We start from the raw sequence: 17,524 nt of genomic DNA, 5'->3' as shown, positions 1-17,524 counted from the left end.
ATTCCTGAATTTAACGCAGCGTTCAGTGCCGTTATAGCGCTAACCGCCGGTATTTTTATGGATTAAGTTGAAAAGTGATTTTTCCGGTTAACGCACCATTCACTTGCGCTGGCTGACCTTGCGGCCCGCTTTCTTCTGCGTACATAAACTTAGTTCCTACGCCTGGTAATTTATGGAAAAAATGTAAACCACCCGCATGCGGATAATTCCATACAGCGTGCAGCGGTTCATTCCCTTTTCTCGGTAGTTTTTTAGGATGCACTGACACACTGGGAATCGTATTACTTGGGCGTAATACCCCAATATAACTATTTTCTTTAGGATCAATTAACAATGAGCCAGCCGATTTTAACTCTAATTTCATCCAACTAATGCCACTAAAAATGCCTTTAAATTCTGGGGTACCCCATAAATTTAAGCCAGTTAGCTTATCGTTATAATCATTCTGCCAAATGCCATATTGCACGCCTTTAAGCCGATTAGCCCACACGCGATAAGGACCATTACCCAACCAAGTTTTGGCTGCCACATTATCTTCTGGAAGATCAAAGCCCAACGATAAATATTTGAGCTTTTGTTCCACCTCAGAAAAATCATAATCTAACGTAACCGTTCCTTGATTTGTGAGCGTCCAAGTAAATGAATCGTCTTTTTCATTGGTCGATTTAATAATATAGTCTGCACCTTGTTGATAAGCTGAAGCTTTCCAACTAGCTGAAAAATCTAACTGTTCATTCTCAGTGGCACCATATAATAATGGCCCATTCGCTAACCCAGATGGTTTGCCCTTATAATAACTGCTCTCTAACAAGCCTGTTTTTTCAGAAAACTTCCAAACTTGTTGACCCATTTTTAATTCAAATGGATTACCCTTTACTTTTTCAATTTTCGTGCTGGTTTTAGCTAATACAGTGTGAGCTTTTTCTATTGGAAGCGACCATTCCATCACTTCCATACCATGTGGATCTATTGCCGTTAATGCTAATGCATCGGCTTGCTGCCACTGTTTTGGTAAATTCAAATTTAACTGACCAGAATCACCTGGACGCACCGCAGGGCCACTCACGGAACCAGAGGCCATTATGTTCACGTTAATTGTCTCATTTGATGGTTTTGAAAAATTGACTAAACGCCATTTAAAAGTACAGTTGTTCAATTCGGTATCGTAATATCCATTCTCAACTGTTATTTTGCCTGAAAAATCGCTTGTTAAAGATTGCTGCTTAATTTGAATTGGTGACCAAATTTCTCTAACGGCATAAAAGCTAGCTTCTTTCTCGCCATTAGGCCCGACCATGCCGTCAGATGACATATTACCCGCTGTATCCATCTCCCCGTTCTTATCTGTACGAGATAAAGCAGCATCGCCCCAACACCATAATACGCCACCCGCGCCCGTTGGCGACTGCATCACTGCTTGCCAGTAATCTTCTAGGCCTGCACCATGACCGCCATCGTATAAACCATGTAAAAACTCTGTAGGCAAATAAACCGTTGGTTTGGCTAGTTTTTCTTTAAACTCTTTATAAGTTGGGTAATGAAACGTTTCAATATCTTCAAAATTGGTCCAAGGGTGAATCACTGGGCGATCTTGTAAATCGACTAAATGGTAAATGTCGTCAATTTCTAAGTTAAACCCGCTTTCATTACCATTCGCCCATAAAATCACCGATGGATGATTTTGGTATTTCGTTACCAATTCATAAGCAATATTGCGTCCAATCGGTGTATCAATCCAGGGATCATGCCAGTTCGTCAGTTCTGTAATCACTAATAAACCTAGCGCGTCACAAGCCTCCATAAATTCAGTGGTAGGTGGTAAATGCGAGCGGACTAAATTTATATTCGCTGACTTAATTGCACGAGCGTCATCCCACACTTTTTGAGTACTTACTGCACGGCCCGATATAGGATCAAATACGTTGCGGTTAACCCCTTTAATTCGTATTTTTTTACCATTTAAGTAAAAGCCGTCTTGACGTCTTAGCTCAAAAGTACGAAAACCGAAACCTTGTGTATATCGCGATATAACCTGTCCATCTTTGCGTAAATCAACCTTTACTTCGTACAAAGTAGGATATTCAGGCGACCATAATTGATGATCCTTTACTTGCGTAGTCAAACGAACACGTCCGCTACCATGTATCATCGGCTGAGACATCGGCTGACCCAATTTTTTGCCATCTAGTGAATAAATTTGTGCATATACTTCATCGACATAAATAGGCGGCGTTTTCTTAAATTTGGTAATGTAGTTTAGCTGCGGGAATACATCTAACTTAAATGTCCCATCCGCTTTGGCATCAATCGCCACCCGGTTAATAAAACTTTTATTTTGAATCTCAAGATAAACGGGTCGATAAATACCCCCAAAAACCCAGTAATCTGCTTTTCGCTCAGCATGCTCTAAACTTTCATTGGTTGACTTTTTCGCAACAACAACGGTTAATTCATTCTCTTCGCCATACTTAAATGCCTCGTGTTCTTTGGTTAAATCATGACGAAATGGCACATAACCGCCTAAATGAGTAGTGCCTAATTTTTTACCATTTAAAAATACACTTGTTTCTGTCATTGACCCTTCAAATACCAAGCGCACATGCTTGTTTTTCCATGCTTTAGGAGCAAAAAAAGTGGTTTTATAGGTGCCTATTTCATCGTGCTTTTCTTTGGGTAAATCATGTCCGTAATTGTAATGACCAAACCCATGCTGCTCCCAATTTGACGGAACTGGAATGCTAGTCCATTCACCACACTTACGACCTTTATCACACTTAAATTGCCAGTCGACTGCATCCGATGTGTTTTTGCCAGACAGATAGACTCTTTGCGCAGCAATATCAGCCGCATTGACTAAAAAGCTTAACTGTAAGGCTATAAATACCATTAAATACTTTAAACATTTCATTAGTGGGCACTCTCATTATTTTTGTAAAAAGCAACAATTAAATTATTCATTCATTTCTCATATTTAAGGTAACAAAGGTTTTCAATACCGGCTTTCAGCTTGTTGATTAAAAGCTTAAAAAACATACGACCGTCAACAATTGATATGCCCGCGGCAACGTCACCATATAAAATTTTGACTACTCTCAACTCTAGCAGGAAGCCTTCACCCATAGCGTAGCCAACCATATCTTAACTATGCGTATTTAAAGCAAACCAAAACCAATTTGTTTACAATTAACTATATTCAAGTTAAGCATATAAGAAAAAAAACAACATAGCAATATATGCAATTTCAGTATAAAATTGCAAAATAACGCAAAAAAAACCTCACTTGATATGGGTGAAAAATTGCATAATAGCGTAATTTTTCGGGTTACTTATTAATGCCTGAGGGGGTAAATAACGACTAAAATGTTAAAAAATAAAAGGAATAGTTAACAAAATGATACTTTGTAGATAGTTTTAGCTTTACTATATAATTGCGCAATATGGTTTTTTACCATTTAGTCAAAAATCGACCATTACTGAGATATCTTGCATAATTGCGAATATGAAAGCACCTAAAAAAATTTTAATGCTGCTCGGAAATTACCACCCGGCAACGCATCGCGGTATAGCAAAAGCTTCCAGAGACCTTGGTTGGCATTTAAATGTCAGTATGCTTAGCCCTTTTCAAATTCCAACTCATTGGGAAGGAGATGGTATAATATGTTCATTAAATGCTAATCAAGCATTAGAGTCTTTTGTGGTTCAGTCAAAAATTCCATGTGTTGATTTATCAATTTGGCGAACCGATTTACCACTCCCAAGAATATCGGGCGATAACGATTGTATTGGACGTTTAGCGGCAGTGCATTTTTGTGAAAATGGCCATCAGTCGTTTGGTTGGTTTTGTCATCAGCAAAACCCAGTTGCAGAGGCGCGTTGTGAAAGTTTTGAACAAGAACTAGTTAGTAGAGGGTTAAAGCCGCCAGCAAAATTAATTGGCGCAGCAACTCAAAGTTATGACAATATAAAATATTGGTTAGATACGTTAGATAAACCCTGTGCTCTATTCGCGTATAATGATAACGATGCAGCATGGCTATTAAATACGTGTTTGTCTGCTGGTTATCGGGTGCCTCATGATTTCTCAGTCATTGGGGTAGATAATAACGCATTAATCTGTGACAACATGCCAGTCCCGCTTTCAAGTATTAACCATGATCACGAACGAATTGGGTATGAAGGCGCTTTGCTACTAAACCGAATTATCGGTGGCGAAAAGGTTTCACCAGAAATTCAATACATTCAGCCAACTGGTATTACATTAAGAGAAAGCTCCAACCTGTTAGCTGCTCGGGATTTAATCGTAAAAGAAGCATTAGAGTATTTGTTAAATAACCTAACAAACCCTATAGGTACAAACGATGTCGCCAAGTATTTAGGGGTATCACGTAGAAATCTCGAACAGAGGTTTAAAAAACACTTAAACACCAGTGTCCATAAAAAATTATTGGAATTCCGTCTAAAAAAAGCAGAAAATTTACTGCGTAATTCAAATCAAAAAATAGAACAAATTGCCGAGGAAACTGGCTTTTGTCATGGTCCACATTTGTGTCGGGTTTTTAAAACAGCCTATAATCAATCACCGCTTAGCTACCGTAAAAAACACCAACATTAACTTAACCTCAGATTACGATGACAACTGGCTAACAATATTTAATGTATGGATGGTTTGCCTAAATGGATTTAGCGATCAGCACGGGAAGCCAAAATCAGAACAAACTAAGTCGTCGCCAAATTAAAAACGCCATAAAAACGACGCGGATAAAGACAAAAAATGACTAACTCGTTGTTTTTCTTTTATTGGTAGATGGTTTTTATTATTGCTGTAAAATTTCTAAGCCATCAAATAAAAACAAAGTGCTATCGTTATTATCTAAGATTTAATCATCTGGTTTAAATTTGTTTTATTGAAATTTCATCCGTTAATCTCAACCTAAAGCTTTAATATACAACAATGAATCTAACTAAATATTGACTCTGCGATAAAATGTTATATTATAACATTACTTTCCGTCACCATATTCGTCTGTCTTAGTTCATATCCAAATTTCACAGGAACCTTGCATGTTTAAAATTCAGTTGTTAAGCGATAAATTGGCAATAGCACTATCCTCTATTTGTGTTGTTCATTGCTTATTTTTTCCTTTTATAATCGTCTTGGTTCCTTCGTTGTCGGCAGTGTTAAACATTGATCATGAAGTTTTTCATAAAGGGCTACTTTATATTGTGGTACCGCTTGGTTTATTTGCTTTGTTTTTAGGTTATCGCCGTCACAAGAATAGCTTGGTACTCTGGATTGGTTTAAGTGCCCTATTTACGCTTTCCATTGTTGCAATTTTGGGGCATAAAGTACTTGGCGAGCAACTTGAAATTATATTAACGGTTATCACTGCGAGCATACTGGCATATGCACACTTTCGAAATTTTAAATTCAGCAAACAACATCAATGTAATACCTCAAACAAAAAATAACAGAGTGTAACCGCTAAATTATGTTGAACATATAGCGCATTTCAAGTGCAACTGAACTCACAATTTTTTCAAGGCCGCACTGAACATGCAAAGCAACCAACGACATCTAAAATAATATGTCAAAATAAAGCCACTCGTTTAAGCCTAAATAGACAGTAGTGCTAAAAATGACAGGTGGTTTCGTTTGCAAAAAATAACTTAAACTCCGACTATATTCATTGCTAAGCCATTACCAACCCATTTTTAACTCAAAATATAACTTTAGTTGACGCTAATTGGCTTGCGCTTCTTCTTCGTAGGCTAATATTTGATTTACGTTCATCTGGTATGCTGATGAAGCAACGTCAGCTTCTACTTTTTTAATGGTTAATTTTCCTTCAAACCAGAATGGATCATACAAATTATCAATTTTTATGCCTTGCTCATAATCAACATAAATAATCTGATTGGGTGGCGGCGGTGGCATATGCAGGCAAGCGCCAAAATAAGGCACAATAAAAAAGCTAATTGCTTTTTGTGATGGATCAACTTCAACAGGTACAACAAATCCAGCAATGCGAATATTTTTATTATTATATTCCGGAGACACCCGATATGAAGTTAACGCCTGTTCATATCGTTTAGTTTTATCGTCTAGTTGTTTTGTATTTGAAAGTGCTTGTAAAGAATCATCTTCAGTACCATCTGCTATGTCCAGTAAATAATCAGGTGGGTTCATCAGTGCGTCTAAATCATCTTTTGGCATCAGTTCTGTCCATTCAACCGATTGATAAATTTGATTAACTTCGTCTTGGGCGTATACACGACAAGCGATCAAAATCGCTGCTAAAACTAATATAGGCAACAAGCTATAGTGAATGTATTTACTTATTATTCTCATCATAATATCTAAATTTGAACCCAGCATAAAAAACATGTTATAACATAACACTCCTATTTTAGTATATTAATGATAATCGTTGTCCATGTCTAACACCGTCACCCAAAAAATGGCAATTACAATTGAAAACCTTAAATTTGCTTACAATAAAAAAAATTTACAACTTAGTATCCCAAATTGGCAATTAAAAACCGGTGAACGAATTTTTTTATATGGTGATTCAGGTTCGGGTAAGTCAACATTATTAAACTTATTATCAGGTACTTTAACCCCCGATCAAGGCCACATTAAGATCTTAACGCAACCTTTTTCAGATTTATCAGAACGAAAACGCGACAAATTCAGAGCCAATCATATAGGGGTCGTCTTTCAACAATTTAATTTAATTCCTTATCTGAGTGTGCAAAAAAATATTGAATTAGCTGTGTATTTTTCTGGACGCAGTCTCGACCACAACCAAGCATTTATTGAACAGATATTAACTCGTTTAAAATTACCTTCTTCACTAAGTAAACAAGCGGCTTCATCATTAAGTATTGGTCAGCAACAAAGAGTCGCCATAGCGAGAGCTTTAGTTAACAAACCCGATATATTACTGGTCGATGAGCCTACCTCTGCGCTAGATGCTAATGCTAAAGATGCGTTTATGTCTATTTTGCTAGAAATCTGCGAACAACTTGATACGACGCTCATTTTTGTTAGCCACGATTTAAGTTTGCAACGCTATTTTGATAAAAGCTTAAACATTCATTCCATTAGTCAAGCGCTGTATTTATCATGTTAACGTCACTTGCGTGGAATAGCCTAAAATCACGAGGCAAAACAGTTAGCCTAACATTTATATCCTTATTTATTAGCCTGACGGTTTTGCTTAGCGTTGAACATATCCGAACCCAAGCCAAAGAGAGTTTTAGTCGCTCAACCAGTGGTATTGATTTAATTGTAGGCGCACCCAGTGGCCAACTTAATCTATTATTGTATTCAGTATTTAGAATGGGCTCTGCGGTTAACGATATTCAATACCAGAGCTTTGCCAAACTACAAAAACATAAAGACGTTAGCTGGGCAATTCCTATTGCATTGGGTGACTCGCATAAAGGTTACCGAGTACTGGGCACTAATAAAGAATACTTTAAGTCCTTTCAGTATGGTCATCAACAAAAACTCACGTTTGCAGCAGGTCAGGCATTTAACGGGATATTTGAAACCGTGCTCGGTTTTGAGGTGGCTAAACAATTAAATTACAAAGTAGGTGATCGTATTGTTATTGCACATGGCATAGGGTCAAGCAGCTTTAAAGAGCATAAAAACTCACCTTTTATAGTAAGTGGTATTTTGACGCCAACCGGTACACCTGTTGATAAAAGTGTGCATGTTACATTAGCAGGCATAGAAGCTGTTCATTTACCGCCCGCGCATTTAAAAAAATTAATAGCTAACTTAGATAAAATATCGCCTGAGCAAATTTACCCTAAAACCATTACCGCAGTAATGTTAGGTTTAAAATCAAAGTTTTCGACTTTTACTTTACAACGCCGTATTAACCAAATGCAAGACGACAGGCTGATGGCTATTTTACCCGGCGTAGCTATGGCTGAACTTTGGCAACTAATGAGGACACTAGAAAACGTTTTGAGAGTCATTAGTTTTCTGGTATTGATTTCATCTCTAATTGGCTTATGTACTATGCTATTAGCCAGTATGGAACAAAGAAAAGCTGAAATTTCAGTGCTACGAATAATGGGGGCTGGCTCAAGTATTATCTTCTCTCTCATTGTTGTCGAAGCATTGATTTTAGTTATGCTCAGTGCAATTTCGGCTATTAGCTTGATTAGCTTAAGTTTATATTATTTGGGAGACTGGATTTCCGCTGAATTTGGGCTATTTTTATCTGCCAATATTTTCACACAAAGTAGCATTGAAACACTTGGGCTGATCATATTCGCCACTTTTGTCACGGCTTTAATTCCAGCTTTTTCAGCCTATCGTCAGGCTCGCTAAAATAACTTAAATCGATTTGTAAATCGCTCAGCGTTATTACACATGGTAACGGTTTATCGGCTATGCTTTGCGTTAATTATAAAAAACTAGGAGATAGTATGAGCAAGCGTAAATTTTCATCTCAAAAATACATGGTGGTAACAGCGTTATTGAGCATATTTACCCCTGTATCAGCCGCAGATAAAAAGCCGGAGCAACTCGTTGATCAGCTTTGCTCTACTTGCCATAGTTTGAATAATTTAAAGCATAGCTCGGGTTATAGCCAAAAAGACTGGAAAACTCTTATAAGCTACATGGTTAATACGAACTCGGATAAAAAGCTCACTCAAAATATAACTGGGTATTTAGCTGAGCATTATCCGGTGAATACTAAGCGCGAGTCTACCGTTATTAAAGGTGATCTTAAGCTTAACTTTGAGTACTGGCAGGTACCGACACTCGGGCAGCGAGCTCGAGATCCGGTACAAGGTAAAAATGGTATTATTTGGTGGGTCGGCCAATGGGGAAATATTCTCGGTCGGTTAAATCCTAACACTGGCGACATAAAAGAATATACACTACCAAGTGGTACTTATGCGCACAGCGTATCACTAGATAAAAATCAAACACCTTGGTTTTTAGGGAATAAAAATGGCACTGTGGGATATTTAGATTTAAAAGCTGAGACATTTAAAGTTTTTAAAATGCCGGATGAAAAAGCGCGTGACCCTCATACCGGGGTATTTGATAACAAAGGAAGATTTTGGTTTACCCTTCAGCACAGTAATATGATTGGTAAACTTGAACCTGAAACTGGCGATATTCAATTAGTTACATTACCGACCAAAGGTGCTCGTCCTTATGGTATCAAACTTGACTCTAAAGGCACGCCTTGGGTGTCGTGTAATGGCAGCAACTGCTTAATTAAAGTAGATAAAAACTCAATGAAGCTCACCGAAATTAAACTTCCCGGCGCTCAAACCCACACCCGACGACTCGCGATTACACCAGATGATATGATTTTTTATGTCAACTCAGGCGTGGGTAAGCTAGGCCGTTATAATCCAAAAAATGGAAAGATCACACAGTGGGATAACCCCAGCGGTGCAGATAGCCACCCTTATGCAATTGAATACGCAGATAATGCAATTTGGTTTAACGAATCAGCTAAAAGACCTGAAACTTTAGTCCGATTTGATCTCAATAGCGAAACCATGCAAAGTTGGCCAATCCCTAGTAAAGAAGGCGTGTACTCAGGTTTAATTCGGCATATGCGCATGGGTAATAATGGGCTTATTATTCACCAAACAGCCACCAATCAATTAGCTGAAATCACTTGGTCTCAATAATAGCTTATACTACCGAATACAAACTAAATTTTTAATATGTATTTTAAACGACAAGTTGGGTAACGATAAAGATTAATAAAAAATCGCTGAAATATAATTAATTTATATAACAGCGATTTATGGCTGGTGAATATATCAATAAAGCAAAGCTATATACCCGTGCTACTTATAGGTTAGCTTAACTGGTTATCCCCTTTATTTTCCGCTTGGTGAATGGTTACAGGCCAACCTGGGTATTGATTTTCAGCTTGTGTATCTTTGATATCAATTAAAAACTTATAAGCACTCATAGTGTAAGTGAGTGCATCAGTATCAAAACTAATCACCCCAAAACCACTACCTTTTTCATGCGCTTTTACATAACGGTTTGCTGATTTTCCAACGACTGGATTAGCAACCGCATAAATATACATTTTATTACCAAATGCATCTAAATATTCACCAGTATTATCTAAGCCATGATCAGGTCGGTTTTGATAGCTTAAATTGATAGAGTCTGGGTTCCACCAACGCGGCCATCCAGCTGCAATTGCTGGGCTGCAAAATGCCCAGTTGCTATCACGTTGTTGGTGAACGCCGTATTGCGAGAGTGTACCTAAGTGCGTATCGCCACAAATATGCAACGCCATTGAATCACGCATTATCTCAATTGCCCGATTACGAGCAGATGCAGGCCAGCCGCTACAATCAAAATCATATTTTAAATATCGGTCTGGTCTTGGCTGATGCGTTGCAATACCAGCGAACACGGTTTGGCTTAACACAGCTTTTAGCTTGTGACCACGCCAATCTTGTCCCCATTTTTTCAAAAAGCTTTCTTGTCTTTCACCTAACAATTTAAGCCCTTCAATATCATAATCTGGATTAATATATTCTGGCGCTTCATCTTGTCCGGTGACGCCAACTTCAACATTAATGCGTTCAGGTCCACTTTTCCACTGGCGATCAGCTAATATAGCAAAACCGACATCTCCGTACACCATTTCACCAAAATAACTACTAATACCACGAGGCGTAGGGGTAGGGGTAGGATCATAAGCATCAGGGTGATGCCCAGTATTAATTTTATGTACTACGTTTATCATTTCGACAGGCTGGATATACCCACCTAGTACAGATGCACTTGGATCTTTTTCAATATGCTGCATCGCTGCGCCGCCCTCACCCCATAAATTCCCTTGCATCACATCGTGATCATCCGGTAAACACAAGGTTGGTTGATGGCGCATGGCATCTCTAAATGACCAGCCAAATTGATAATGCATTCTTAAATAATTTAGCGTAGCGCGCTGTGCTGGAGCTCTAACATAACCAAAACCACCATGGCTTTCGTACAATTGGTCCCCTGAGAAAAACACCAAATCAGGTTGTAATTTAATAATATTTTCAGCTACAGGTTGATAAGGAAAAGCATAATCATTTTGACAAGTTAAGGATGCCATTTTAAGTGGCCGGCCTACCGGGTTAGCGGCAATGCTGCCATAATAAATATCAGGGGTTACACTACCATCTTTATGTTTTTCTTGGTAAACCACTCTAAACTCAGTTTTTTGCTGCTCATTCCAATTTGTAATTCGGTAATTAACCATAGCCGCATTAGGATCAATTTTAGCGGTCTGGAGTGTTTGCCACTGACCATTTTTTTTCACCTGCAATTCAACCGTTTGGTTATCTTTTTGACCCATAGGGCCAAGCAGCGCACTCAGTTTCATCACAAAACCTTCATCGCTGCGCGAATCGCTCAGTGAATACATTGTCCATAAAATAGGCCCAAATTTTTGTTCAGGCGCATGATTAAATGCAACCCCTTCTATTTGCCATTGGCTAAAACGATAACGGCTACCATTATGCTCAGGTAAATCACTTTGATGTGTAGTGGCAGGTAAACGTAAATTGCTTACAAGCGCAATATTACCGGTAATTTCATCACCCGATACCAATAAATTCATTGTACCTAATTGGATTTGTTCATTAGCCTGTTTTACTTCAACCTGTAACATAACAGCGCCAACCTGAGGTGTACCTGTAATAATTAAGTCAACTTCATCGGTATTTATCGGTTTTTTTAACGTTCGAGTTTCTTTGCCAATAAATAAAGTGTTTTTAACAATGCCAATATCTAAACCTTGTTGTACAAAACAATTACTTCGATATTCGTTAATTTCACTTTTTGCACCTAATCGAATGCCTGCGCCACCATCATTGTCGTTAGGTTTTAAATTTTGTAATCGTACGCTGGTTGAAAAAGAGGCTTTTGGATTGGTTATTTGGTGGGTAAGAGAATGAATACTTCGGTTTCCGCCAGGGTTTATGCACTCAGCACGCCCATCACGAACCCGCCAATCTTCCATTGGATTTGCCCAATAATTGCCACCCAACCAAACTCTGTCGTGCGTATTCGACCAATTATCAATTGTTTTTACAGGTTGTTGTAATTTTTGTTTTTCATTTAAACTATCTTCAGTACTTGTACGTACTTGTGCGCAGCCAACCCCACCGACGACAACACCAGCTCCTACAAATTTAAGCACATCTCGACGTGTTATTTTATGACTCATGACAAATCCAAATTGTTAACAGTTATCTATAAACAAATTATACAAAAATGATCACTAACAGCCAACCAATTTACACAACCCTTACAACTTTTAGTCGCGGTAATTTAACGAAAAACAGCTAACACAATGATAACTAAATAGTTTTAATTAACTAAGGAATAAAAAATAAATAAAAAATGCCCACCATAACGTGAGCATTATTATAGCCTAATCGCTTTAATATCCCGCATAACAGGATTTTATTTTTAAAGTGCGTTTTTTAAATCATAAATCTTTTGCATCTCGACCCATTTTTCGCCTGGTTTGGCACAAGCTAATGCTTTTTGATATTTCCACATTAACTGTTCCCACGCTTCATCTTTTTCGATCCCGGCCTGAGTTGCGGGGGCTTTATTTGGATCAAAATCAGGACCTACTTCCATAATCATAAATAGGCGATCAGCCACATGATATATCTCCATATCAATAATGCCTTTATCGCGAATATTTTGGGTGATTTGTGGCCAAGCATTTTGCGGCTGATGATAATCAATATACTCAGAAATTAAAGTCGCATCATCGACTAGGTCTAATGCCAGACAAATACGTTTATTGTTAGCCAAAGCTTTCTCCTGTTACTCAGTTAATTTTACAGATTATAATACGTGATACATATTAAAATATATATAAAAATAGGTTATCATATTTAAAACCGATAAGATTAGGTAGGAAATATTATGTCAACCGATAAAGGTGAAGTCACCAACCCAACATTAAGAAGTGTGATTCAGGTTCACCCTGACGACAATGTTATTGTAGCAATTAATGCACTGCAAGCCGGCACTCAATTACCAACGCCTTGGGAATCAATAACCACACTGAGTGATATCCCTGCGGGTCATAAAATTGCCATTCAAAATATTGCTCAAGATCAAGCTGTGTTCAAATACGGCTATTCAATTGGCCACGCGACTTGCGCCATTAGTGCTGGTGAGCAAGTACATAGCCATAATTTAAAAACCAATTTGTCGGGCAATGAAAAATATCACTACCCAGGTATTGAACTGCCTAAACCTGTAGATGAAACTCAAATTCCTACTTTTGACGGTTATTTGCGTAAAAATGGCAAAGTCGGTATCCGCAACGAAATTTGGATTGTTAATACGGTTGGCTGTGTAAACCAGTCGGCTAAACGTATTGCCGAATTATGCATGCGCAAACACGCAGATAAAGCCGATGCGTTTGTTGCTTTAACTCATCCTTTTGGTTGCTCACAACTGGGTGATGATTTATCAAATACCCAAAAGTTACTTGCTAGTTTAATGCAACACCCAAATGCTGGCGGCGTTATTGTGATTGGTTTAGGCTGTGAAAACAATCAATTATCGGCGTTAATGGCCAGCGCAACGGGCTTAGATCCTGAGCGAATTCGATATTTTAATTCTCAACAAGTTGACGACGAAATTGAATACGGCTTAGAGCAAGTTCAAGACTTATTAAAGCTGATGAAAAACGATCAAAGAACCACCTTACCCGTCTCTAAATTAACGTTAGGGATGAAATGCGGTGGCTCTGATGGCTTTAGCGGACTAACCGCCAACTCAATTGTGGGTCGAATTTCAGATAAACTCACCCAATATGGTGGTCGGGTTATTTTAACCGAAACTCCGGAAATGTTTGGCGCCGAGCAAGTATTAATGGATCGATGTGCCTCAAAAGAAATTTTTGACCAAACCGTTGATTTAGTGCAAAGCTTTAAACAATACTTTATCGATAATAACCAGCCAATTTATGAAAACCCGTCACCGGGTAATAAAGAAGGTGGCTTAACCACCTTAGAAGAAAAGTCACTCGGCGCAATTCAAAAAGGCGGTAAAGCCATTGTTAACGAAGTGATTGAATATGGCGATAACGCTTCGTTAAACGCAGGCTTAACTTTATTAGAAGGCCCAGGCAATGATGCTGTTTCATCAACCGCTTTAGCAGCCGCGGGTGCAAACATTATTTTATTTACCACGGGTCGCGGCACACCGCTTGGGTTTCCGGTACCCACGGTAAAAATTTCGTCTAACTCAACAATTGCCAACAAAAAACCACATTGGATTGACTTTAACGCAGGTCAAATTTTAGATTCAGATGTAGATATTGATGAATGCGCAGATAAACTATTTAGTTATCTGCTTGAAGTAGCCTCCGGCAAACAAACGAATAATGAAATTAACGAAAGCCGTGAAATTTCAATTTGGAAAAATGGCGTTACGCTATAAATCGATTCAGCAAGGGGCAAAGGGGCGTTAGCCACTGTAACTGCCCCTTTATTTATGATCATCTCTATTCATGCCCCTCTTTTATCGTTGCCCCTCTTTTATCATAGTCATATTAGTGTGGACGCGAATAAATCCCCTATTGAGCTAACAAATTAAGACAAGAGCCTTCAACACCCTGAGTTTAGACAAGGTGTAAGACATTATTTTATCTTAGAGTCGAAACAAAATAAGAAATAAGCGAGCGCTAGAAAGCATTAACAGAAATGAGCAGCATTAAAACTTGTGTTGGCTGCTCACCTAATTTAATTCAGGTCAGCAACAACTAAATACGTTACCACAAGCTCTGAACAAACATTCAAAATGTGTGGTAACGCTTACTTAAAGGCTGGATTAACTAATAACTAACTTAGTTAATTATAAAGAAGCTGACTTTGATTTAAGCTTAATTTCTGCTGAGTTGATATCGCCCATTACAGCTTTAACTTTAACCTCACCCGCTTGTGCAGTTGAACGTAAAATAACACTCGCACGGCCTCTGTCAGTGACCAAGGTATCTGTTAATACGTCTTGAATATTAAATTCAGAGCCATTATCAACCGCTAATATTTCTGCTGGACCGCTCACCACAAATTTAACTTTTTCAGCTGCGTTGGCAACTAAGTTACCTGCGCTATCTAATAGCGTTAAATTAACAATCACTGTGTCATATTGATCCGCTTTGAGTGTTTGTTTTTCTGCATTTAATTGAATATTTTCAATTTCACCTGGCGTATTTAATTGGGTACGAACAACCGCTTTGTTATTGTTGTAACCGACGACTTCAAGCTGACCGTTTGTATAAGGTACCATCCATTTAATCACACGATCGCTAAAATCAGCTAAGGCTTTTTTGCCAAGTGATTTACCGTTTAAAAACAGCTCAGCCGTTTCAGTATTGGTATAAGATTGCACCACAATCTTTTCATTCTCAGCATAATCCCATAATGGTTCAATGTCATACCATTCCCACATTCTAAGTTTATCCCAAATATGAGGTGGGTAAGTCCGGCTTTTAAACTGCCATTCAGGTTTTTCAGAGTCTTCGGTTTTCACTAAACTAAATTCAGAGCTAGCAGCGGGTGTTGTACCTAAATAAATTTTGGCTTTGTCTTGCCAGAGCGTTTCAAAAAAGTGACCACGTGGCGTTTTGTTACCAACAAAATCAAATAATGAAATATTAAGTCCCATGCGCGGTAATGGTCCTGCTTCACCTTTGTATGCAAACCCTGTCCAAATAAAAATACCAGCAATATATTCTTTATCAACCGCGTCACGCCATTCACGCCAAGCACCCCAGTTTTCAGAGCCATAAATGACTTTATTAGGATAAGTTTCATGCGCTTTTTGATAGGCTGCTGCGCGATAGTTAAAACCCACTAAATCTAATGCGTCGGCATAACCTGTAGCAAAGCCAACGGATGGATGTGTTAAACCTGCGGTTACAGGACGAGTAGTATCAATTTCTTTCACCCAATCAGATAATTGATGAGCAATTTTTACTAAATTGTCTTCACTGTCTGGATTGAATTTTTTAATGTTTTTAAGGATACGCTGCTGATCAAAATCTGGGGCGTCTTCATAATAACTGGTGCCATCTTCATGGTGCGAAACAGATTTAGGATAATAAGTGTACGTCCATTCAATTTCGTTGCCTATGCTCCACATAATGATAGATGGGTGATTAAAGTCTCGTTTAAGCATAGCTTTTAAATCACGCTCAGCCCAATCGTTAAAATGCTCAGCGTAAGAAGCCACACTTTCGCCTTTTGCTTGGTTATCACCTAAATAAACTTTGCTTTTGGCTTTGGCCCTGTCCCAATCATCAAAAGCTTCGGCGTTAACTAAAAAGCCCATTTCATCACACAAAGCCAATAATTCAGGTGCGTGTGGATTATGCGCCATTCTGATCGCATTCACTCCAATGCTTTTTAATTTGTTAAGCCTTGAGCGCCAAATACTTTTTGGTACAGCTGCACCTAATGCACCGGCATCGTGATGCAAGTTCGCCCCTTTAATTTTGACTTGCTTGTTATTCAAAAAGAAACCTAAGTTAGGATCAAATTCAATTGAGCGCACCCCAAATGATTGAACATCTTGTGAGATCAGTTTTTGTTTATGATATACCTTAACTTGAGCTTGGTATAAATGAGGATGTTCAAGTGACCATAAATCAGGATATTTAATATCAGAGCTTAACTCAATTTTTTGATCTGGCGCTAATACAATTTGTTTTGAACTTTGGCTAACGATATCGCCATTATGATTAATAATATCAACCACAACTTTCGCGCTATCACCGGTAAATTGCTTTGCGGTTAGCTGGGTTTTAACTGAAACACTTGCGTTTTGCACCCCCACTTTAGGGGTAGTTACTTGAATACCCCATTGTGGGATATAAACAGAATTTGCTTTAACTAATCTCACATTACGATAAATACCTGAGCCTGTATACCAGCGTGAATCCGCATAGGCTGTTCTGTCAACTTTTACTTTAATTTCATTGGCTTTATCAAACACAACATACGGAGTGATATCGACATTAAAGCTAGTGTAACCATAAGGGCGACCGCCAACATGATGACCGTTAATCCAAATACTTGAATTATTATAAATACCGTCAAACTCAACCCAGAAGACTTTATTTTTATCTTTTTCGTTCAGGTTAAATTGCTTTTTGTACCAACCTATACCGCCAAGTTTAAAACCAGTGCTTGCGGCGCCTGCTTTAGTATAAGGAAGCGCCACTGACCAATCGTGCGGTAAACGCACCGTTTGCCAGCCTTTGTCTGTGTCTTCTAATTTAAATTGCCAATTAAAATTAAAGTCAGTTAGCGTTTTAGCCTGTATATTTAGGCTGATAACACTCACCAAACACCCTAAAAGCATAATCAAGGCGCTCAATTGTTTTTGTAAATTGAAACTAAATCTTGTCATCATACAATTTCCACTTCGTTAAAGATGTGACCCAATATAGCCTAAAATTAAATATAAAAAACAATATTT

At 38.3% G+C, this 17,524-nt stretch carries 11 protein-coding genes; 6 read left to right on the top strand and 5 right to left on the bottom strand.

Annotated elements, in window-relative coordinates; all coding sequences use genetic code 11:
• Positions 1-55: 55 nt before the first annotated feature.
• Positions 56-2,908 carry a glycoside hydrolase family 2 protein gene (locus OLW01_RS16795; protein ID WP_268077176.1) on the bottom strand — a complete coding sequence of 951 codons (2,853 nt, stop codon included), beginning with the start codon at positions 2,906-2,908 and terminating at the stop codon, positions 56-58.
• A 591-nt stretch (positions 2,909-3,499) separates the two neighbouring features.
• Here OLW01_RS16795 and OLW01_RS16790 point away from each other — a divergent pair.
• Positions 3,500-4,612, top strand: coding sequence for an AraC family transcriptional regulator (locus OLW01_RS16790; RefSeq protein WP_268077174.1), 1,113 nt, complete (start codon positions 3,500-3,502; stop codon positions 4,610-4,612).
• A 449-nt stretch (positions 4,613-5,061) separates the two neighbouring features.
• Entirely contained in the window at positions 5,062-5,469 is a 408-nt protein-coding gene (locus tag OLW01_RS16785) for a MerC domain-containing protein (protein WP_268077172.1), read from the top strand.
• Between the two features lie 271 nt (positions 5,470-5,740).
• Here OLW01_RS16785 and OLW01_RS16780 read toward each other — a convergent pair whose 3' ends face one another.
• The gene (locus tag OLW01_RS16780) at positions 5,741-6,385 is read right to left on the bottom strand and encodes a DUF3299 domain-containing protein (RefSeq protein ID WP_268077170.1); all 645 of its coding nucleotides are present in this window, start codon (positions 6,383-6,385) and stop codon (positions 5,741-5,743) included.
• Between the two features lie 49 nt (positions 6,386-6,434).
• Here OLW01_RS16780 and OLW01_RS16775 point away from each other — a divergent pair, with 49 nt between their 5' ends.
• The 3 genes from OLW01_RS16775 (at position 6,435) to OLW01_RS16765 (ending at position 9,678) form a co-directional block, all read left to right on the top strand.
• Entirely contained in the window at positions 6,435-7,133 is a 699-nt protein-coding gene (locus OLW01_RS16775) for an ABC transporter ATP-binding protein (RefSeq protein WP_268077169.1), read from the top strand.
• Positions 7,127-8,350, top strand: a complete 1,224-nt coding sequence (locus OLW01_RS16770; RefSeq protein ID WP_268077168.1) for an ABC transporter permease — start codon at positions 7,127-7,129, stop codon at positions 8,348-8,350. Before OLW01_RS16775 ends, OLW01_RS16770 begins: the two co-directional genes overlap by 7 nt.
• 98 nt (positions 8,351-8,448) lie before the next feature.
• Complete coding sequence (locus OLW01_RS16765) at positions 8,449-9,678, top strand: Vgb family protein (protein ID WP_268077166.1); 1,230 nt, start codon at positions 8,449-8,451, stop codon at positions 9,676-9,678.
• Positions 9,679-9,851: 173 nt separating this feature from the next.
• On the opposite strand, the gene OLW01_RS16760 is transcribed toward OLW01_RS16765, so the two are convergent.
• Complete coding sequence (locus OLW01_RS16760; protein WP_268077165.1) at positions 9,852-12,236, bottom strand: alkaline phosphatase D family protein; 2,385 nt, start codon at positions 12,234-12,236, stop codon at positions 9,852-9,854.
• Between the two features lie 245 nt (positions 12,237-12,481).
• Entirely contained in the window at positions 12,482-12,838 is a 357-nt protein-coding gene (locus OLW01_RS16755) for an L-rhamnose mutarotase (protein ID WP_268077164.1), read from the bottom strand.
• Between the two features lie 114 nt (positions 12,839-12,952).
• Between OLW01_RS16755 and OLW01_RS16750 the strand changes: the two genes are divergently transcribed.
• Positions 12,953-14,482, top strand: a complete 1,530-nt coding sequence (locus OLW01_RS16750) for a UxaA family hydrolase (protein ID WP_268077163.1) — start codon at positions 12,953-12,955, stop codon at positions 14,480-14,482.
• A 414-nt stretch (positions 14,483-14,896) separates the two neighbouring features.
• On the opposite strand, the gene OLW01_RS16745 is transcribed toward OLW01_RS16750, so the two are convergent.
• Complete coding sequence (locus tag OLW01_RS16745; protein ID WP_268077162.1) at positions 14,897-17,458, bottom strand: glycoside hydrolase family 2 TIM barrel-domain containing protein; 2,562 nt, start codon at positions 17,456-17,458, stop codon at positions 14,897-14,899.
• Positions 17,459-17,524: the final 66 nt, after the last annotated feature.

The organism is Catenovulum adriaticum (assembly GCF_026725475.1).
In the GTDB taxonomy this organism is placed as follows: Bacteria; Pseudomonadota; Gammaproteobacteria; order Enterobacterales; family Alteromonadaceae; genus Catenovulum; species Catenovulum adriaticum.
The sequence above is the reverse complement of the archived record's forward strand: the minus strand, read 5'-3'. Positions and strand labels throughout refer to the sequence as shown.